The 20,151-nt window shown below is 70.3% G+C and carries 17 protein-coding genes; 8 read left to right on the top strand and 9 right to left on the bottom strand.

The window, feature by feature from the left end; genetic code table 11:
• Positions 1-19: 19 nt before the first annotated feature.
• From araB to AB0J58_RS38455, 5 genes are all read right to left on the bottom strand, one after another.
• Entirely contained in the window at positions 20-1,693 is a 1,674-nt protein-coding gene (araB, locus tag AB0J58_RS38475; protein WP_364225158.1) for a ribulokinase, read from the bottom strand.
• A gap of 63 nt (positions 1,694-1,756) precedes the next feature.
• Positions 1,757-2,743, bottom strand: coding sequence for a galactofuranose ABC transporter, permease protein YjfF (gene yjfF, locus AB0J58_RS38470; RefSeq protein WP_364225155.1), 987 nt, complete (start codon positions 2,741-2,743; stop codon positions 1,757-1,759).
• The gene (locus AB0J58_RS38465) at positions 2,740-3,789 is read right to left on the bottom strand and encodes an ABC transporter permease (protein WP_364225153.1); all 1,050 of its coding nucleotides are present in this window, start codon (positions 3,787-3,789) and stop codon (positions 2,740-2,742) included. The genes yjfF and AB0J58_RS38465 overlap by 4 nt, the downstream gene beginning before the upstream one ends.
• On the bottom strand, positions 3,786-5,303 hold the full coding sequence (locus tag AB0J58_RS38460; RefSeq protein WP_364225150.1) for a sugar ABC transporter ATP-binding protein: 1,518 nt from the start codon (positions 5,301-5,303) through the stop codon (positions 3,786-3,788). The genes AB0J58_RS38465 and AB0J58_RS38460 overlap by 4 nt, the downstream gene beginning before the upstream one ends.
• Before the next feature lie 215 nt (positions 5,304-5,518).
• Entirely contained in the window at positions 5,519-6,508 is a 990-nt protein-coding gene (locus tag AB0J58_RS38455; RefSeq protein WP_364225179.1) for a LacI family DNA-binding transcriptional regulator, read from the bottom strand.
• A 610-nt stretch (positions 6,509-7,118) separates the two neighbouring features.
• On the opposite strand from AB0J58_RS38455, the gene chvE reads away from it, so the two are divergent.
• The 4 genes from chvE (at position 7,119) to AB0J58_RS38435 (ending at position 12,264) form a co-directional block, all read left to right on the top strand.
• Positions 7,119-8,255 (top strand): multiple monosaccharide ABC transporter substrate-binding protein, encoded by a 1,137-nt coding sequence (gene chvE, locus AB0J58_RS38450; RefSeq protein ID WP_343964631.1) that lies wholly within the window; start codon positions 7,119-7,121, stop codon positions 8,253-8,255.
• Between the two features lie 95 nt (positions 8,256-8,350).
• The gene (gene mmsA, locus AB0J58_RS38445) at positions 8,351-9,859 is read left to right on the top strand and encodes a multiple monosaccharide ABC transporter ATP-binding protein (RefSeq protein ID WP_364225176.1); all 1,509 of its coding nucleotides are present in this window, start codon (positions 8,351-8,353) and stop codon (positions 9,857-9,859) included.
• 7 nt (positions 9,860-9,866) lie between these two features.
• Positions 9,867-11,114: a multiple monosaccharide ABC transporter permease gene (gene mmsB / locus AB0J58_RS38440; protein ID WP_364225146.1), complete on the top strand. Its 1,248-nt coding sequence runs from the start codon at positions 9,867-9,869 to the stop codon at positions 11,112-11,114.
• A 112-nt stretch (positions 11,115-11,226) separates the two neighbouring features.
• On the top strand, positions 11,227-12,264 hold the full coding sequence (locus AB0J58_RS38435; protein ID WP_364225143.1) for a TerC/Alx family metal homeostasis membrane protein: 1,038 nt from the start codon (positions 11,227-11,229) through the stop codon (positions 12,262-12,264).
• Between the two features lie 28 nt (positions 12,265-12,292).
• On the opposite strand, the gene AB0J58_RS38430 is transcribed toward AB0J58_RS38435, so the two are convergent.
• The 3 genes from AB0J58_RS38430 to AB0J58_RS38420 all read right to left on the bottom strand — a co-directional run bounded on the left by AB0J58_RS38430 (position 12,293) and on the right by AB0J58_RS38420 (position 14,876).
• Complete coding sequence (locus AB0J58_RS38430) at positions 12,293-13,021, bottom strand: maleylpyruvate isomerase family mycothiol-dependent enzyme (protein ID WP_364225140.1); 729 nt, start codon at positions 13,019-13,021, stop codon at positions 12,293-12,295.
• A gap of 474 nt (positions 13,022-13,495) precedes the next feature.
• A complete protein-coding gene (locus AB0J58_RS38425) occupies positions 13,496-13,657 on the bottom strand; it encodes a hypothetical protein (protein ID WP_364225138.1) in 162 nt (53 codons plus the stop codon).
• A gap of 763 nt (positions 13,658-14,420) precedes the next feature.
• Positions 14,421-14,876, bottom strand: coding sequence for a cupin domain-containing protein (locus AB0J58_RS38420; RefSeq protein WP_364225136.1), 456 nt, complete (start codon positions 14,874-14,876; stop codon positions 14,421-14,423).
• Between AB0J58_RS38420 and AB0J58_RS38415 the strand changes: the two genes are divergently transcribed.
• Together AB0J58_RS38415 and AB0J58_RS38410 are read left to right on the top strand one after the other, a co-directional pair.
• Complete coding sequence (locus AB0J58_RS38415; protein ID WP_364225134.1) at positions 14,877-15,506, top strand: LysR substrate-binding domain-containing protein; 630 nt, start codon at positions 14,877-14,879, stop codon at positions 15,504-15,506.
• Positions 15,434-15,586 (top strand): hypothetical protein, encoded by a 153-nt coding sequence (locus AB0J58_RS38410; RefSeq protein WP_364225182.1) that lies wholly within the window; start codon positions 15,434-15,436, stop codon positions 15,584-15,586. Before AB0J58_RS38415 ends, AB0J58_RS38410 begins: the two co-directional genes overlap by 73 nt.
• 363 nt (positions 15,587-15,949) lie before the next feature.
• On the opposite strand, the gene AB0J58_RS38405 is transcribed toward AB0J58_RS38410, so the two are convergent.
• Complete coding sequence (locus AB0J58_RS38405; protein ID WP_364225132.1) at positions 15,950-17,602, bottom strand: protein kinase; 1,653 nt, start codon at positions 17,600-17,602, stop codon at positions 15,950-15,952.
• Between the two features lie 170 nt (positions 17,603-17,772).
• Between AB0J58_RS38405 and AB0J58_RS38400 the strand changes: the two genes are divergently transcribed.
• Together AB0J58_RS38400 and AB0J58_RS38395 are read left to right on the top strand one after the other, a co-directional pair.
• Positions 17,773-18,486, top strand: coding sequence for a TetR/AcrR family transcriptional regulator (locus AB0J58_RS38400; RefSeq protein ID WP_364225130.1), 714 nt, complete (start codon positions 17,773-17,775; stop codon positions 18,484-18,486).
• Between the two features lie 35 nt (positions 18,487-18,521).
• Positions 18,522-20,151, top strand: a 1,630-nt coding sequence (locus tag AB0J58_RS38395; RefSeq protein WP_364225128.1) for an SDR family NAD(P)-dependent oxidoreductase, incomplete at its 3' end; no start/stop codon positions are given.

Genomic DNA, 20,151 nt, shown 5'->3' with positions numbered 1-20,151 from the left:
CTCACTCGTGGTAGTCCGGTCACACGTCCTCCTTCTCTGATCTGCTCGCCTCGTTACGCAGGGCCCGCAGGCCGTGCAGCATCTCCCCGTCGGCGAAGTGGTCGTGCAGGCGGCGGTAGTCGGCGTACAGCCGGTCGTAGGCGTCGGCGCGCCCGGCGTCGGGCAGGTGGACGGCCTCGGCGCGCCTGCCCATCGCGGCCGAGGCCGCGGTGATGTCCGGATAGGCCCCGGCGGCGACCGCGGCGTGGATGGCCGACCCCAGGGCGCACCCCTGCTCCGAGCCGATCACCGAGATCGGGCGGCGCAGCACGTCGGCGTAGACCTGCATCAGGAACCGGTTCTTGATCAGGCCACCCGCGGCGACGAACTCGGTCACCGGCACCCCGGAGTCCTCGAAGGTCTCCACGATCACGCGGGCGCCGAACGCGGTGGCCTCGATCAGCGCCCGGTAGGTGTCCTCGGGTCTCGTCGCGAGGGTCTGGCCGACGACGACGGCCGAGAGGTCGTGGTCGACCAGCACCGAACGGTTGCCGTTGTGCCAGTCGAGCGCCACCAGGCCGTGCTGCCCGACCCGCTGCGCGGCGGCGAGTTCGGTGAGGTACTCGTGCGCGGTGAGCCCGCGTTGTTCGGCCTCCCGCTCGTAGGAGCCGGGCACCGAGGTCTCCACGAACCAGCCGAAGATGTCGCCGACACCCGACTGGCCCGCCTCGTATCCCCACAGCCCCGGCACGATCCCGTCGCGCACCACACCGCACATGCCGGGCACCTCCGCCAGCGTGTCGGAGGGCATGATGTGGCAGGTGGAGGTGCCCATGATGGCGACCATCTGACCGGGCCGCACGGCGTCCGCGGCGGCGGCCGTGACGTGGGCGTCCACGTTGCCGACCGAGATCGCGATCCCCTCGGGCAGCCCGGTCCAGGCCGCGGCGCGGGCGTCCAGCCGGCCCGCGAGACCACCGAGGGGCGACAGCTCCTGACCGAGCTTGGCGGTGAAACCGGCGAAGGCCGGGTTGAGTTCGGCCAGGAACTCCGCCGAGGGGTAGCCGCCGTCGGTATGGATGGCCTTGTACCCGGCGGCGCACACGTTGCGGGTCTCCACGCCGGTGAGCTGCCAGACGATCCAGTCGGCGGCCTCGATCCAGCGCTCGGCGCGGCCGTAGACCTCTGGGTCCTCCTCCAGGACCTGCAGACCCTTGGCGAACGCCCACTCCGCGGAGATCTTCCCGCCGTAGCGGGACAGCCACGCCTCCTTCCTGCGGGCGGCGACGGCGTTGATCCGGTCGGCGTGCGGCTGCGCCGCGTGGTGCTTCCACAGCTTCGGCCACGCGTGCGGGCGCTCCGCGAGCCCGTCGACCTCGCAGAGCGGGGTGCCGTCCGCGGTGGCGGGCAGCACGGTGCAGGCGGTGAAGTCGGTGCCCAGGCCGATGACCTTCGACGGGGAGATCCCGGCCGCCGCCACCGCCCCGGGCACCGCCACGCGCAGCACCTGCCGCCAGTCCTCGGGCGACTGCAGCGCCCAGTCGGGGCCCAGCCGCACGGCACTGCCGGGCAGCCGTTCCTCGATCACCCGGTGCGCGTACTCGTGCACGGCCGTGCCGACCTCGGCGCCGTCGCTCACCCGCACCACCACGGCGCGGCCGGACAGCGTGCCGAAGTCGACTCCGACCACGTAGCGGTCATTGTTAGCGTTCACACAATCTCCAGGACCTCGACAGCGGAGAACTCCGGCGCGGATCCCCGCGCCGGAGCCGGGGGTTCAGGTGCGTCGTGCCGCACCGAGGCGTTGCAGCAGGATGAAGGCGAAGAGCAGCAGGCCGATGAAGATCTTGGTCCACCAGGAGCTGAGGGTCCCCTCGAAGCTGATGATCGTCTGGATCAGCCCGAGGACGAGCACGCCGAGCACGGTGCCGAGCAGGTAGCCGTACCCCCCGGTCAGCAGCGTGCCGCCGATCACGACCGCGGCGATCGCGTCCAGTTCCATGCCGACCGCGTGCAGCCCGTAGCCCGACAGCATGTAGAAGGAGAGCAGCACGCCGCCCAGCGCGGAGCAGAAACCGCTGATCGTGTAGACCGCGATCTTCGTCCTGGCCACCGGCAGGCCCATGAGCAGCGCCGACTGCTCGCCGCCGCCGGTCGCGTAGACGTTGCGGCCCAGCCGGGTGTAGTGCAGCACGTACGCCCCGGCGAGGATCACCACGACGGCGACGAGCACGCTCGGCGAGACGAACGCGCCGCCCGGCAGGTCGATCCTGGCCTGGGCGAGGCCGGTGTACGTCGGGTCGGTGATCGAGATCGAGTCGGTGCCGATGGTGTAGCAGAGCCCCCTGGCCAGGAACATGCCGGCCAGCGTCACGATGAAGGGCTGGATGTCGAAGTAGTGGATCACGCAGCCCATGGCGAGGCCGAGCACCGCGCCGACCGCCAGCACCAGCGGGATCACCAGCATGGGCGGCCAGCCGCCGTCCGTCACCAGGCTCGCCGAGATCATCGTGGCGAGCGCGACCACCGCCCCCACCGACAGGTCGATGCCGCCGGTGAGGATCACGAACGTCATGCCGACCGCCACGACCAGCAGGAACGCGTTGTCGATGAAGACGTTGAGCACCACCTGCCCGGAGGCGAAACCCTCGTAGCGGATACCGCCGGCCACGAACATCGCGAGGAACAGCCCGCCGGTCACCAGGACCGGCAGGTACTTGCGGGGTATCGACCGGTTCGGCGAAAGCACGCCCAGGCTGGTCATACCGTGACCCTCACCTTCGTGTCGGCGCCGGTGGACGCTGGTGGGGCGCCGCGTCCCCGGCGGTGGAACACCTTCTCCCTGAAGGTCGGTGACTGCAGCAGGCAGACCAGGGTGACGACGAGCGCCTTGAAGAGCAGCGTCGTCTCCGGCGGCACGCCGATCGAGTAGATCGTGGTGGTCAGCGTCTGGATGATGAGCGCGCCGAGCACGGTGCCGCCGAGCGAGAACCGGCCGCCCGCGAGCGAGGTGCCGCCGATCACGACCGCGAGGATCGCGTCGAGCTCGATCCAGAGCCCGGCGTTGTTGCCGTCGGCGCTGGACACGTTGGAGCTGATCATCAGCCCCGCGATGCCGGCGCACAGGCCGCAGAACGCGTAGACCACGATGGTCAGCCCCCGGGAACGGATGCCCGCCAGGCGGCTGGCCTCGGCGTTCCCGCCGACCGACTCGATGAGCAGGCCGAGGGCGAGGCGCCGGGTGAGGAAGGCGGTCACCGCGAGCACGACCAGCACGACGAGGATGCAGAAGGGCACGGTGAGCCAGTAGCCGCCGCCCACCAGCTTGTACGGCACGCTGTTGACGGTGATGATCTGGCCGTCGGTGACCAGCTGGGCCAGCCCTCGCCCGGCGACCATGAGGATCAGCGTCGCGATGATCGGCTGGATGCCGATCCCGGCGACGAGGAACCCGTTCCACACCCCCAGCACCAGGGAGAGCGCCAGCGCCAGGCCGATCGCCGCGAGGACGCCGCCCACCGCGTTCTGGTCGTCCAGCTCGCTGATCCACAGGCAGGCGAGCGCTCCGGAGATGGCCACCACCGATCCCACGGACAGGTCGATGCCGCCGGTGGCGATGACCAGTGTCATGCCGACCGCCACCAGGATCAGCGGCGCGCCGAAGCGGATGATGTCGATGAGGCTGCCGTAGAGGTGGCCGTCCTTCATCTGCACCGACAGGAAGCCGTCGGTGAACGCGACGTTGGTCGCCAGCAGCAGGACGAGAACGAGCACCGGCCACAGCAGGCGGTGCCTGGCAAGACGGTTCATGGGCGGGCTCCGCTGGCGATCGTCTCCATGAGGACGTCGACCGTGAGGTCGTCGTCGTTGGGCAGCTGCGCCACCAGGTGCCGGTCGCGCAGCACGCCGACCCGGTGGCTGAGACGGAGCACCTCCTCCAGTTCGGCGGAGATGAACAGCACGGCCATGCCCCCGTCGGACAGGGAGACGACCAGGCGCTGGATCTCGGCCTTGGCCCCGACGTCGATGCCGCGGGTCGGCTCGTCCAGGATGAGCAGCCGCGGCTCGACGATGAGCCAGCGGGCCAGCAGCACCTTCTGCTGGTTGCCGCCGCTGAGGTTGCGCACGAGTTGTTCGGGGTTGGGAGGGTTGATGCGCAGCGCGCCGATGTACTTCTCCACCAGCTCGTCCTGGCGGCGGCGCGGTATGGGCCTGGCCCAGCCACGCGCCGCCGCCAGGGCCAGCACGATGTTCTCCCGTACGGTGAGGTCGGCGATCAGGCCCTCGGTCCGCCGGTTCTCCGGGCAGAAGGCGACTCCCCTGGCGGTCGCGGCGCGCGGGGTGCGCAGCGAGACCGGTGTACCGTCGATCGCCACCTCTCCGGTTCCCGCGTGGTCCGCGCCGAAGAGCAGGCGGGCGATCTCGGTGCGGCCGGAGCCGAGCAGCCCGGCCAGGCCCACCACCTCGCCCTGGTGGATGGAGAGCGTGAACGGCTGCACCGCCCCCGCCCTGCCGAGTTCCCTCGCCTCGATGACCACGTCGCCGGTCCGCGCCAGGTCCTTGGGCTTCTCGTCGAGCCGTTCCAGGTCGGCGAGCTCGTTGCCGATCATCTTGCCGACCAGCTCGACCTGGCTCAGCTCGGCGGTGAGGTGCTCGCCGACCAGCCGGCCGTTGCGCAGGATCGTCATCCGGTCGGCGATCTCGTAGACCTGGTCGAGGAAGTGCGAGACGAAGAGGATGGCGATCCCCTCGTCCTTGAGCCGCCGCATCACCCGGAAGAGCTGCGCGACCTCCCCCGCGTCCAGGCTGGAGGTCGGCTCGTCGAGGATGAGCACGCTCGCGGAGATGTCGACGGCCCGCGCGATGGCCACCATCTGCTGCACGGCCGGCGAGTACGAGGACAGCGGTGCCGAGACGTCCAGGTCGAGGTCGAGCCTGGCGAGCAGCTCGGCCGCGCGCCGGCGCGTCTCACCCCACCGGATGCGGCCGAAGCGTCGTGGCTCGCGCCCGATGAAGATGTTCTCGGCCACCGAGAGGTTCGCACAGAGGTTGAGCTCCTGGTAGACCGTGCTGATCCCGGCCCGCTGCGCCGCCAGGGGGCCGGCGAAGGCGACCGGCGCGCCGGCCAGCTCGATCCGGCCCGCGTCGACGTCGTACACGCCGGTGAGCACCTTGATGAGCGTCGACTTCCCCGCCCCGTTCTCTCCCATCAGCGCGTGCACCTCCCCCGGCAGGAGTCTGAAGTCCACGCCGGTCAACGCCTTGACGCCGGGGAACTCCTTGCTGATCCCGATCATCCGCAGGATCGGGTCGGGTGCGGCCATGCGGCTCCCTTTCCTCCCAGGAGACGGGCCGCCCGCGAGGCGGCCCGCCAGGTCAGTTGCGGCGGGTGGGCGCCTTTCCGGCCCGCTCCCGCGTGAGGATCGTCTTCGTACGGGCCGACGCCCGCCATCCCGTCGGCCGGGCGTCCGGGGTCGGTGGGGTTCGCCGGGACCCGCCTGACCGTTAGCGCTAACATCAACGGGCGGGCCTGTTCGCGTCACGTGTGGACCGGTGCGGTGCTGGCCCTGGCCACGAACCTCGGCGGAACGACATGCCGCTCGTGGGACCATTCCGCGCCCGCCTCCATCTGCCTGAGCAGCAGTTCGATGCTCCATCTCCCGACCGCCCCGAAGTCCTGCCTGACCGTGGTGAGCGGCGGGGTGAAGAACTCCGACTCCGGGATGTCGTCGAACCCCACGATGCTGATCTGCTCGGGCACCCGCACTCCCAGCTCGGCGAAGGCGCGCAGCGCGCCGAGCGCCATCTGGTCGTTGGCGACGAACACCGCGGTGATGCCCGGCACCGCCGCCAGGCGCAGACCCGCCTGGTAGCCGGAGCGCGGGCTCCAGTCACCGGGCAGCGGTTCGGGGATCGGACGGCCCGCGGCGGCCAGCACGTCGCGCCACCCCTCGATCCGCCCCTCGACCTCCAGCCAGTCCGGCGGGCCGCCGATGTGCCAGACGGTCTCGTGGCCGAGGTCGAGCAGGTGCCTGGTGGCCAGCCGGGCACCGTGGACCTGGTCGACACTGACCACCGACACGTCGCCGGAGTGGCCGCCCTCGACGGCCACCACCGGGATGTCGGTGGGCACGTCGGCCAGCGCCGGGGCGGCCGAGCGCTGCGGCGCGACCACCACGATGCCGTCGACGCCCTGCTCGGCCAGGTAGCCGAGCGCGTCGCGCACTCCCGCGGTGTCGATGGTCTTGAGGCTGACCATGCTGACGAAGTAACCCGCGGACCTGGCGGCCTGCTCGATGCCGTACACGGTGCTCGCCGGCCCGTACAGGGTCGTGTCGAAGCTGACCACGCCGAGGGTGCGGGTATGCCTCGTGACCAGGGCACGGGCCACCATGTTGCGCCGGTAGCCGAGCTCGTGGATCGCCGCCAGCACCCGGGCGCGGGTCTCGGCACGGACGTTGGGGTGGTCGTTGAGCACGCGTGAGACCGTCTGGTGCGACACGCCGGCCTTCGTGGCGACATCCGCCATCACCGGCGGGCGGCGCTCGTGGCTCGGGCTCACGGTCGGCTCCTTCTGGTGGCTTGGCACAGACTGTGAGCGCTAACAACACCTCGCGTCAAGCACCCGCCACATTGCAGTCTGGTTACACGGGAACCATTCGTTAACGCCTACTTGACGGCACCGTCATCACGCCCTTAACTGTCCCATACCCCGTTGTTAACGCTCACATATCCTCCGGGAAGGTCTTCATGACGCGAGGACTTCTGACCACCCGGGGGTTGACAGCCGGCCGACTCCGGCATTTGATGTCTCGTCACACAGCCGGCCGGATCCCCACGGTGTCCCGCGCCGCTGTTGTGAACGCTCACAAAAACACTTACGAAAACGCTCAAGAAAACGCTCACGGAATTGCTCAGGACCCTGTTCAGGGACCTGTTCACGGACCTGTTCACGGACGGTGGAGCGAGCCGGGTCACGGCTCGCTCCCGCATCGCCGCGGGCACGGCCCCGAAGGAACGCGCCCCGGTGGCGGCACTCGCCACCCGAGCACCCGCCGCTCTCGGGACGCGCCGCCTCCCATCCCTCCCGCGGCCCTCCCCCCGGCCAGGACCCCGGACCCCCACACTGGAGGTATTCGATGAAGTTCGCGAAGCTGGTCACCTTCTCGGTGAGCCTGGCTCTCGCCATGGGAGTGACGGCCTGTGGCTCAAGCGTCAAGACCGTCGACCAGGGCGCCTCGGAGGCCGCCTCCGCGGCGCCCGCCGACACCCTGGTCGGCGTCACGATGCCGACCAAGTCCTCCGAGCGCTGGATCCACGACGGCGACAACGTCAAGAGCGCCCTGGAGAAGCTGGGCTACAAGGTCGACCTGCAGTACGCGGAGAACGACATCCCCACGCAGGTCAACCAGATCGAGAACCAGATCACCAAGGGCGCCAAGCTGCTGATCATCGCCTCGATCGACGGCACCGCCATCACCACGCAGCTCCAGCAGGCGGCCGACAAGAAGATCCCGGTGATCGCCTACGACCGGCTCATCCGCAACTCGCCGAACGTCGACTACTACGCCACCTTCGACAACTTCAAGGTGGGCGTGCAGCAGGCGACCTCGCTGCTGGTCGGCCTGAAGCTGAAGAAGGAGGACGGCTCCGACGGCGATGCCAAGGGCCCGTTCAACATCGAGATCTTCGCCGGCTCGCCGGACGACAACAACGCCACCTTCTTCTACAACGGCGCGATGGAGACGCTGAAGCCGTACATCGACGCCGGCACCCTGGTCGTCAAGAGCGGCCAGACCGACTTCAAGACCGTCGCGATCCTGCGCTGGGACCCGGCCACCGCGCAGAAGCGGATGGAGGACCTGATCACCAAGTCCTACTCCGGCGACACCTTGGTCGACGGCGTGCTCTCCCCGTACGACGGTCTGTCCATCGGCATCCTGTCGGCGCTGAAGAGCAGCGGCTACGGCACCGCCGGCCAGCCGTACCCGATCGTGACCGGCCAGGACGGCGAGGTCGCCTCGGTCAAGTCGATCATCGCGGGTGAGCAGTACGCGACGATCTACAAGGACACCCGTGAGCTGGCCGCCGTCACCGTCGAGATGGCCGATGCGGTGCTCAAGGGCGGCAAGCCCGAGGTGAACAACACCACCGACTACGACAACGGCAACAAGGTCGTCCCGTCCAACCTGCTGGAGCCCGTGATCGTCTACAAGGACAACTACAAGAAGGTCCTCGTCGACTCCGGCTACTACACCGAAGACCAGCTCAAGTAGGAGCAGCGGCGCCACCCCCGCGAACGTCCGCGGGGGTGGCGGGGCTCCCGGAAGACGCCGAGGAGGCGGACGGCTTGACCGACGACATACTCCGGATGCGCGGGATCACCAAGACGTTCCCGGGCGTCAAAGCCCTGCAGGACGTCAACCTGGCGGTACGCAGGGGCGAGATACACGCGATCTGCGGGGAGAACGGCGCCGGCAAGTCGACGCTGATGAAGGTCCTGTCCGGCGTGTACCCGCACGGTTCGTACGACGGCGAGATCTTCTTCGACGGCGAGCCGTGCCGCTTCTCCGACATCAGGGACAGCGAGAAGCACGGCATCGTGATCATTCACCAGGAGCTGGCGCTCAGCCCGTACCTCTCCATCGCCGAGAACATCTTCCTCGGCAACGAGCGGACCAGCCGCGGCCTGATCGACTGGAACCGGACCAACGCCGAGGCCGCCGAACTGCTGGAGCGGGTCGGGCTGCGCGAGAACCCGGTGACACGCTCGATGGACATCGGGGTCGGCAAGCAGCAGCTGGTAGAGATCGCCAAAGCGCTGTCCAAGCAGGTCAAACTGCTCATCCTCGACGAGCCGACCGCCTCGCTCAACGACGAGGACTCCGCGCACCTGCTCGACCTGCTGCGCGGGCTGCGCGAGGAGGGCATCACCTCGGTGATCATCTCGCACAAGCTGAACGAGATCCAGGCCATCGCCGACTCCACCACGATCCTGCGTGATGGCCGGACGATCGAGACCCTGGACATGAGCGGCGAGGAGGTCACCGAGGAGCGCATCATCGCCGGCATGGTGGGCCGCGACCTCGAACACCGCTTCCCGCCGCACGAGCCGAAGATCGGCGAGGAGGCGCTGCGGATCGAGGACTGGACGGTGCACAGCCCCACCCAGCACGACCGCGTCGTCGTCTCCGGCGCCAACCTGACACTGCGCCGCGGCGAGATCGTCGGCCTGGCCGGCCTGATGGGCGCCGGCCGCACCGAGCTGGCGATGAGCGTGTTCGGCCGGAGTTACGGGGTCGGCGTCTCCGGCCGCGTCTACAAGAACGGCAGGGAGATCCAGCTCCGCACGGTCGGCGAGGCGATCGGTCACGGGCTCGCGTACGCCACCGAGGACCGCAAGCGGTACGGCCTCAACCTGATCGACGACATCAAGCGGAACGTGTCGGCCGCCGCGCTGAGGAAGCTGGCCAGGCGCGGCTGGGTCGACGACAACAAGGAGTACCAGGTCGCCGACGGCTTCCGGGAGAGCATGAACATCAAGGCTCCCAGCGTGCTGTCGGTCACCGGAAAGCTCAGCGGCGGCAACCAGCAGAAGGTGGTGCTGTCGAAGTGGATCTTCACCGACGCCGACGTGCTGATCCTCGACGAGCCCACCCGCGGCATCGACGTGGGCGCCAAGTACGAGATCTACTCGATCATCAACCAGCTAGCCGACCAGGGCAGGGCCATCCTGGTCATCTCCTCGGAGCTGCCCGAGTTGCTCGGCGTCTGCGACCGCGTCTACGCCATGTCCGCCGGCCGCATCACCGGTGAGGTCTCCCGGGCCGAGGCCACCCCTGAGCGGCTCATGCAGCTCATGACCAAGGAAAAGGAGTAAGGGCACGATGAAGGTCCCGACCCGTGAGACAGCGCCATCGAGCGGCGGCCTTCCGGCGGTACCCGCCAAGGCGCCCGCCGGCCGCCTCTCCGTCAACCTGCGGCAGAGCGGCATCTACATCGCCTTCGCGCTGATCATCGTGCTGTTCTCCGTCCTGACCGACGGAGAGCTGCTCAGCCCGCAGAACATCTCCAACATCATGGTGCAGAACTCCTACGTCCTGATCCTGGCCATCGGCATGATCCTGATCATCATCGCCGGTCACATCGACCTCTCGGTGGGCTCGGTGGTGGGACTCACCGGCGCGATCGCGGCGGTGCTGATGGTCGACATGGACGTGGCCTGGCCGCTGGCGATCCTGGTCACGCTGGTCGCGGGCGCGCTGATCGGGGCCTGGCAGGGCTACTGGATCGCCTACTTCGGCATACCGGCGTTCATCGTGACCCTGGCCGGAATGCTGGTCTTCAGGGCGCTGACCCTGACCGTGCTCGGCAACCAGGGCATCGGCCCCTTCCCCGACGAGGTGCGGACCCTCGCCAACGGCTTCGTGCCCGGTTTCTTCGGCAACGTCGGCCTCGGCCCGCTCGGCGGCGCCGACCTGCTGACGCTGCTCGTCGGCCTGGCCGCGGTGGCCGGGATCGCCGGCACCCAGTGGCGGGCCCGCCAGGCGCGGCTCGGCTACCGGCAGCAGGTCGACGCGCTGCCGGTGTTCCTGCTGAGGATCGCCGCCGCCGCCGCGGTGGTGATGGTGGTCATCGTGCAGCTCGCCAGGTTCAAGAACCTGCCCTGGGTGCTGGTGCTGCTGGCGATCCTGGTGCTGGGCTACACGCTGCTGACCAACCGCGCGGTCTTCGGCCGCCACATCTACGCCATCGGCGGCAACCTGAACGCCGCGAGCCTGTCCGGCATCAAGGTGAAGTCCGTCACCTTCTGGATCTTCGTCAACATGGGGGTGCTCGCCGCGCTCGCCGGGATCATCTTCGCCGGGCGACTGAACCAGGCCGGCCCGACGGCGGGCAACGGCTTCGAGCTGGACGCCATCGCGGCCGCCTTCATCGGCGGCGCCGCGGTCCAGGGCGGGGTGGGCAAGGTGGTCGGCGCACTCACCGGCGGCCTCATCATGGCCGTGATCAACAACGGCATGTCCCTGATCGGCGCGCCCAGCGAGCGGGTCATGCTCTTCAAGGGCCTGGTCCTGCTCGCCGCCGTGGCCCTGGACGTCTGGACCAAGCGCCGGGCCGGTTCGGCCCGCTGACCCCGCGCTTCCCGCCCCCGCCCGCGTCCGCCGCGCGGGCCGGTGGCCTCCGGGTGTGGACCCCCTTACCTGAGGGTAAGCGAGGATTCTCAACCGGCTGGAGGGAACACGGATGGCGATCGATTCGATAGGCATGTGGATCGCGGTCGTCGTTCTGGTGATAGCGCTGCTCGTCCTCGACTTCGTGGTGGCGGCGCGCCGGCCGCACACCGTGGGCATGCGCGAGGCCACCGCCTGGAGCGTCTTCTACATCGGCGTGGCCATCGCCTTCGGCCTGGTCCTGTGGTGGCTGGCCGGGTCGGCGCTGGCGACCGAGTACTTCGCCGGATGGCTGGTGGAGAAGAGCCTCTCCGTCGACAACCTCTTCGTCTTCGTCATCATCATGGCGCGCTTCTCCGTGCCCCCGGAGAACCAGCAGAAGGTGCTGCTCTTCGGGATCGCCACCGCCCTCGTGCTGCGCGCCGTCCTCATCGCGGTCGGCGCGGCGGCCATCAGCCTCTTCTCCTTCACATTCCTGCTCTTCGGCCTGCTGCTGATCTGGACGGCGATCCAGCTCGTCCGGCACCGGAACGAGGAGCCCGACATCGAGAGCAACCCCCTGATCCGCTTCGTCTCGAAGGCGCTCCCGGTCACCGAGAACCTGCACGACGGCAGGCTCGTCGTCCGCGAGGACGGAAAACGGATGGTCACCCCGCTGTTCGTGGTCTTCCTCGCGATCGGAAGCACCGACCTGCTGTTCGCCCTCGACTCCATTCCTGCGGTCTTCGGCGTCACCACGCACCCGCTCATCGTCTTCGCCGCCAACGCCTTCGCGCTGCTGGGGCTGCGTGCCCTGTACTTCCTGATCGAGGGCCTGCTGGAGCGCCTGGTCTACCTGTCGATCGGCCTGGCGGTCATCCTCGGCTTCATCGGCCTGAAACTCATCCTGGCCTTCCTGCACGAGGACGTCTCCACGTCCTTCCCCGAGATCCCGACCCCGCTCTCACTGCTGGTGATCTTCCTGGTGCTGCTGGTCACCGTCGTCTTCAGCCTGCGCAGGGTACGCGCCCACCCCGAGGAGCGCGCGCGGGCGGGCACCCTGCACCGGATGCGCCGCAAGGACAGGAACGGAGGCCGGGACGAGGGGCGACAGGGGCAGGACGACCACTGAGGCCCCGGCGGGAACGCGCGCCGAAAGCTCAGGCCAGACAGCGCAGGGCGGCCCTGAGCCTGCGGTCGAGAGGATGGTCGACGGGGTGGTCGTCCGGCAGGCGGCCGACGGTCGCCGCCACGAACGCCGGGGGCCCCAGCTGCTCGCTCATGTCGTAGGCGTGCACCCAGACCCCGTCGGCGGTCAGCTCGACCTGGACCTTCGAACCCTGCTCGGCGAGCACGAACGCGCCCACCCTCGCCCGCCACCAGGTCCGCTCGTCCTCCTCGTCCTCCGCGACGGGCGCGCCGACGTCGTCGGCGTGGGTGGCGTACTCCGAGTCGTAGTGGAAGGTCTGCAGCCCCACCGGGTACGGTCCCGCGAGGGTCGGCAGCAGGGCGTCGCGGCCGAGTTCGCGCATCCGCTCGCGCGTCTCCCCGTTCTCGCGCCGCCACTCCTGGAGCACCTCCTCGACCGGAACGTCACGGCGGCGTTCCACGCACCAGGCGTTGAAGGCGTTGAAACCGCCCTCCACACCCTCGTTCCCGAGCATCGCGACGAACCCGTCGAGGTCGTCGTCCAGACAGGCGTGGTTGTACAGCTCCTCCCCCGCCAGGTGCCCGAGCACGTCGCGGACCGACCAGCCCGCCGCCCGCGAGGGACGCCGCCAGCCCTCCGCGTCGAGCCCGGAGAAGAAGCGGTCGAGGCGGGCGGCCTCGGTGTCGAATATGTCGAACGGATTGAGATCCGCCAGCGGATCCTTCGATTCTGCGGTCATACCTCGGAAGTACCCGGGGCTCCGGGGCGTCGCACCAGTCGTCAGCGCGACATTGCCAGAGACCTCTTCGACGTGACGGATGACCGCTAGGCGCCGTTTGGCCTCACGGTCCAGTGGGGGTTCGGGTTGGACATAGATGATCTCCGTAGTAGCCGGAGACCCAGGTGTCAACGATGTCTGTCGGTTTTAGACGGGCCACCGCGCGCTTCGGTGGCCAGCCGGCCGGGCATGCGGCCTGGAGGCCGGTCCCGACCGCCGCCACCGAAGCGCGCTCGGTCCCGCCCACCGGGGCCGCCCACCCTGAGGACCGATCGAGCCATGCAGTGACGATCGATGGCCGGTGACCTCCTTTGTCGGCCCCCGGCCATCGAGCTTCATCGCACAGGTGCGAGACATCGCACGGGTATCACTCCAGTTCAGAGCGTCGACGTGTGACACGTGCGAGGAATGCGGGGCGCCCCGCACCATCGACCATCAAACGGTGGCGTCGCTGCTGCAGATGCCCGGCGGGTCCTCATGCGTCACGAAACGGTCAGGAATCTGGCCGCCGCTGATTTTGAACAGGGCACTTTCATCCAGCTCGGTGCCGACAGGGCTGATGTCATTGATTTCTGTGCTGGGAGCCTCTTTCATCATGTTCCTTCCTGATGGTTGCGGAGTACGTGGACCGTTCTGAAACCGGGCGTGTCCTTTTGCGACGTGCACCGGTCTCCGGCCCGTTCCACCGGCCTCCGGAACGCGGACGCCGACGATGACTCTAGAAAGCAGCGCTAGGGAACGACTTGCAAATACTTGTGAATCAATTGGAGCCTCGGCTAATCCTGTATTCCGCACATGACCCCGCCTGACCTGGGGTGATTACCCACTGCACTGGATCAGATATAGCTGCTGACCTGTAACGATGCGGAACGTGCGGAAAACGGGGCTAGTGGTGCGTCACGCAACCTTGGCGGGGTAACTGGTCCATGAGCGGATCGGGGAGCTGGCCGCGAAGCTGACCTTGGGCCGGGCGTGCCGGTTGTACCAGCGGATATAGGCGGCGATGGCGGCGTTCTGCTCGGGGTGGCTGCGGTGGTCGGTGCCGTTGAGGGCGTAGTAGCGCAGCGCGGCGAATAGGGAGCGGGGCAGCGCCCAGACAGCAAGGTGGTGCGCGCCCCCCGAGAGTCGGCCAGCCGTCCGAAGACGGCGGTGCCGACGCCGAGCGCCAGCGCGTGCGCGGTGAGGACCCAGGCGACCTGGGCGGGGCCCGCGTTCAGCGCCACGGCGACCTGGGGTAACGCCACGGCGGCAGCCGTGACGCCGAAAACGGCCGGGCCGAACAGGCCGCCGAGCCGCATGGCGGTCGACAGCGGGCCGATCTGGCCGGAAGAGGGTTCGATCCCGGCGACGGGCGCGGCGGTCATCGGGAGCTCCTCAGCGACTGCCAGGCGACGGCATCCACGAAGTGCACGTCGTAGCGTTCCTGCTCCGGCAGCAGGCTGTCGAAGGGCGCCAGGCCGTGCTGGACCCGCGCCAACTGCCGGAAATAGCCGAAACGCTCGACACCTGGCGCCAGAACGGACAGCAGCTCTGCGTCCGCCCCCGGCGTCGCGCCGAAAGCGTGCGGCACGCGCGGCGGCACGACGACGAGCCCGCCTTCGGAGACGGTCGCCACCTCCTCACCGACGAGGAACTCCATCACTCCGTCCAGGACGTAGAACAACTCGGTGGAGAACGTGTGGTGGTGCGGCTTGGCTCCGTCGCGGCCCACTCCCAGCGTGAGCCGGTTGGCGCCGAGCGCGCCCGCGGTGAGCCAGCAGATCGGCAGGCTCGAACGCGAGCTGGGCGTTCGCTGTTCGACCGTTCGACCCGGCACGTGCGCCTGTCCGGCGCGAGCGAGCGCCTGCTGCCCGAGGCGCGCGCGGTCCTGGCCGCCGCGCACCGCACCCGGCAGGTCGCCGCCGACATCCGCGCGGGCACAGACGGGGTCCTGCGTCTGGGCATCGTGCAGGGGCCCGGCGACCGGATCTACCGCGCGCTCAACGAACTGGCCGCCGTCGCGCCGCGCCTCCAGGTCCGCCCGCGCCGGCTCCCCCTGCCTGCCCGTCTGTCAGCCGTGCGCTCCGGCGAATTCGACGCGGCGCTCGTCCGCGCGCTCGCCGACGCGCCCGGCCTGGAACTGCTCCCGATCTGGACGGACCCGCTGTACGCGGCGCTGCCCGCCGGTCACCGGCTGACGCGCGCGGCGGAACTCAGGCTCGAAGACCTGGCGGACCTCCCCCTCGGCTCGCCCCACGTGAGGACAACCCGCCCTTCCAGGACCTGGTCACCGACGCCTGCCGGGAGGCGGAGATCGCCCCGCCCGCCGGGCCGCCGTTCACGACCTTCCAGGAGACCCTGTCCGACCTCGGCGTCGGCGCCCCGTCGTGGACGGTGTTCTACGAGGTCACCGGCCTGCCAGAGATCCCCCGGGTCGCCATCCGCCCGCTGGCGGGGCTCACGCTGACCACCTCGCTGGCCGTCCCCCCTGGCCCGCCGACCCCGGCCGTCCGTCATCTGCTCGACACTCTGATGCGCGTCACCTGACCGCGGCCAGTGGTGTGTCGCGGATTTGGTGACCCGGCCGAGGGCGGCTCGTCCGCGGCCCACGGCAACGCATTGGCCTGGCGCACCTCCCGAGCCGGCGCGGTGTGCGAACGAGCAAGTCGCTCCAGTTCAGCCCGCTGTCCACCGGTCATCTCCAAGGCCCCACCGGAGCCGGCCAAGTATTGGCTGTCCACGCCTCGCGGCGGAGGTGCCGCTACGGCATCTGGTGCGTATGGTCAAGATCTGCTGGCGCATCGAGCACGATCACCGTGAGCTGAAGACCGGTCTGGGCCGGGATCTGCCCCACCTGCCGCCGCACGTTACCCAGACACGTCCAGCCCATCCCCACCTAACCAAGCCCTACTAGTCGTCATCGTCGTCGCTGCTGTGATGAAGCGGCCCGGACCGGTGACCGTCCACCTGGCCGTCCACCTGGAAGGTGAGCCCCGAGGTCCGGAGGAAGTCGACGAGCGGCCCGTCGGAGGCGATCCTGCCCCTCCGCCGCGCCTCGCTCAGTTCACGGCCGAGCTTGCGCAGTTCGTCACGGGCCCTCCCGTTGTCGCCCTCCTGGAGCTTCCCGGCGAGTTTGGCGATCCGCTCGCGGACCTTGCGGGCCGTCTTGGGGTCGATCTTCCCCTGTAGCTCCTGCGCGGTGACCGCCTGCGCCAGGGCCGCCAGACGTGCCTGCCATCCTTCCGCCGCCGGCACGGTCCGGCTGGGCGCGGGGGCCGGTGTCGCGGACGCGCTCGGCGAGACGGCGAGGGTCGGCGAGACGGCGGGGGTCGGTGACACGGCGGGGGTCGGCGACACGGCGGGGGTCGGCGACACGGCGGGGGTCGGCGACACGGCGGGGGTCGGCGACACGGGTGCGGACGACGCCGGGGAGGGCGCCTCCGAGGGCGCCTCCGACGTGATCGCGGATGACGCCGCGGTGCGCTGTCCCGCCGGATCCGGCGAGGCCGACACCCACAGGGCCACCAGCACCGGCAGGGCCACCACACCCAGCAGGATCGCCAGGAACAAGCCGGGCGGGCTCTCCCGCAGATACCTCGTCGCACGCCCCGCCCACGTCTCCACCGGCAGGCCGTTCCTCCCCGCGGGGACGGGAGGCCCCGAGGGCAGCACAGAGGGCAGCACAGAGGGCAGCACGGAGGTCTGCGCCGGGGGTCCGGACGCGTGCGGCGCCCTGCGGGGCGTCGCGGCCAGGAGCCGGCGGACGACCTCGCCCCCGGTGGGCCGCGCGGCGGGATCCTTCTCCAGCAGCGCCAGGACGAGCCTCTCCAGCTCCGCGGGGATGCCGGGCCGGTGGCGGCCGGGCGGGTCCGGCCGGGCGCCGACGTGCTGGGAGATCACCTCCGTCGCCGTGCCGACGAACGGGGGCCGCCCGCAGAGCAGCTCGTAGCAGACGCAGCCGAGCGCATACAGATCGGCGGCCGCGTTTCCGGCCTCGCCGCGGATCTGCTCGGGCGACAGGTAGGCGGCCGTGCCGATGACGGTGCCCACCGAGGTCAGCCGCATCGCGGCCTCGGTCGCGACCCTGGCCGTGCCGAAGTCGACGACCTTGAGCGCGCCGCCCGCGCCCAGATGCAGGTTCGCCGGTTTGACGTCGCGGTGCACGACCCCGGCCTGGTGCGCGGCGTCCAGCCCGAGCGCGATCTGCCCCACCAGGCGGCACGTCTCGGCCACGCTCAGCGGCCCGCGCTCGGCCAGCTCGGCGGCGAGGTCCCGGCCGGTCAGCAACTCCATCACCAGGTACGGGCGGCCCTCGTGCTCGCCCATGTCGAGCACGGTCACCACGTTGGGGTGGACGACGCGCGCGGCGGTCCTGGCCTCCCTGGCGAACCTCTCGCGCACCGCGGCGTCGGCCACCTGCGGTGCCAGGATCTTGACCGCCACCGGCCAGCCCGGCCGCAGGTCGTAACCGCGCCAGACCTCGCCCGTGCCGCCGCGGCCGATCAGCTCGTCCAGCCGGTACCGCCCGGCGAGCACCACGGCCGCCCCTTCCCAAACCCCCATGATCTCCCGCCATCAACTCCGAGCCCGGCAATTGGCACACAACTGTAGGGGTGCCTCGCCGGGACCGCAGGACAAGATCGAGTTCCGGTTTCCCTGCACCCGCCGCCTTCCTTGCCAATCCAATCATCGATGGATTGCGGGGCAGGGGCATCGCGGCCAGACTGTCCGGCATGAGGAAGAGCGAGGAAGACGTCTCCGCGCCCCCGGCCCGCCGCCGGGGACGCCCGCCCAGGGACAGGTCCGCGCCGTCCACCTCCGACCGCATCCTCGCGGCGGCGACCGACCTCTTCGCCCGGCACGGGGCCGACGGCGCCTCCATGCGCGACATCGCCGCCCGGGTCGGAATCGACGTCTCCAGCGTGCACCACCACTTCCCCTCGAAGGCGTCGCTGTACGACGCCTGCTTCGCCCGCGTCTTCGAGCTGGAGCGGGCGACGCTCACGCCGCCGGTGCGCGCCCTCCTCGCCGCGGCGCGCTCCGGACCGGCGGCCGACGTGGTGCGCGCCATGCACGACCTGGTGGACGCGTTCGCGGACTTCCTCGACGACCACCCCCAGACCACGTTCCTGTGGCTGCGCCGGTGGCTGGACCCCGGCCTCCACCTGTCGCTGGACGAGGCGTACTCGCTGCCGATCTACGGCGAGATCGAGCGGGCCCTGCTGGCGGCGGCCACCCGCGGCCTCCTCGTCGAGCCGACGCCGCACATCACCGTGCGCGGCCTGGTCTGGGCGGCCCACGGCCACGTGACCTCCCTGGCCGCCCTGACCGCCCGCGGGGGCGACCCGGTGACCGCGGACCGCGAGCGGCGCGAGTTCCGCGCCTACGCCCACCGTTTCGTCGACCGGCTCTACGCACCCCCTGGCGCGAGCGCCGTGGACGGCTAATATTCCATCATCCGATGGAATATGGGAGGCAGCGGATGAGCTCAGCGGAACCGGGCCGGGGAGTGACCGCCGTCATCGGTGGCGGCGCCGCGGGCATAGCCGCGGCCAAGGCCCTCATCGAGGCCGGCCTGCCGGTGCTCGGCATCGAGCGCGCCCCCTCCCTCGGCGGCCTGTGGCGGCTGGACGCGGGCACCGCGTCCTACCAGGGCCTGCGCCTCAACACCAGCAAGCCGCGCACGGAGTTCTCCGACTTCCCCATGCCCGCCGAGTGGCCCGACTACCCGACCCGCGCCCAGATGCTGGAGTACCTGCGGTCGTACGCCGAGCACTTCGGGGTCGGCGAGAGTTTCCGGTTCGCCACCACGCTCGAATCGGCCCGGCGTACCGACGACGGCTGGGAACTGGCGCTGACCGGCCCCGACGGGCCGTACACCGAGACGGTGGAGCATCTCGTGGTGGCCAACGGCCACAACCACGAGCCCCGCCACCCCGAACCGCCCTACCCGGGAACGTTCGGCGGCACCGAGTCACACGCGCACGGCTACGTCACCCCCGCCGAGCTGGCCGGCAGGCGGGTGCTCGTGGTGGGCACCGGCAACTCCGCGATGGACATCGCCGCCGAGCTCGTCGGCCACGCGTCCACCGTGCTGCTCTCGGCCAGGCGCGGTGTCTGGGTGCTGCCCAAACGGCTGCTCGGCCGCCCCTCCGACCAGCTCAACGGCGCCCTCGCCGCCCTGCTCCCCTGGCGGGTGCGCCAGGTGGTCTCCCAGGCGGTGCTCAGGATCGCCGACCGGAAACCCGCCGGGCCGCGCCTGGCCGCCCCCCGTCGGGGCGTGCTCCAGGACCACCCGACCCTCAGCGACTCCGTTCCCGGGCTGATCGCGAGAGGAGAGATTCTCGCGCGGCAGGGCATCACGCGCCTGGACGGTTCCCGGGTCCACTTCGCCGACGGGCGGGCGGACGAGGTGGACCACATCGTCTGGTGCACCGGTTACCGGGCCGTGACCCCGTTCCTCGACGCGGACACGGTGCCCGACCCGGCGAGCCTGCTGCTCTACCGCCATGTCTTCCCCATCGGCGACGACTCGATCAGCTACGTCGGGCTGATGCAGTCGACCGGCTCGGCGTTGCCCGTCGTCGAGGCGCAGGGCCGCCTCGTGGCCGCCGTACGGACCGGCGCCCATCGGTTGCCCGATCCGGAGAGCGCGCGGCGGATCGCCTCGGCCGAACTCGACGCCGCGCGGGAGCGCTGGGGACAGCGCAGGCCCCACATGCGGATCGACGTCGACCAGTACCTCCGCGTCGTGAACCGCGAGCTGCGCCCGTCCCCGGCGCGCGCGCTGGCCGGGCGCCGGATCCTGATCACCGGCGCGGCGGGCACCTTCGGCAGGGCGATGAGCGCGCGGTTCACCGCCCAGGGCGCGCGGGTGGTCGGCCTGGACATCGCCCGCCCCACCGCCCGCCCCGGCGGCTCCGACATACCGATCATCGCGTGCGACATCACCTCCCAGGAGTCCGTCGACGCCGCGGTGGCGGAGGCCGCGGCCCTGCTCGGCGGCATCGACCTGCTGATCAACAACGCCGGCCGGGGCGGGCCCGCCCCGGGCGGACTCGCCGCGGGCGGCCAGGGGGAGGCGGCCGGGCGGGGGTACCAGGTGGGCGGCT

Origin of the sequence: Streptosporangium sp. NPDC049644 (genome assembly GCF_040675205.1) — a bacterium.
Classification (GTDB): domain Bacteria; phylum Actinomycetota; class Actinomycetes; order Streptosporangiales; family Streptosporangiaceae; genus Streptosporangium; species Streptosporangium fukuiense.
This window is presented reverse-complemented; position numbering and strand designations above follow the sequence as displayed.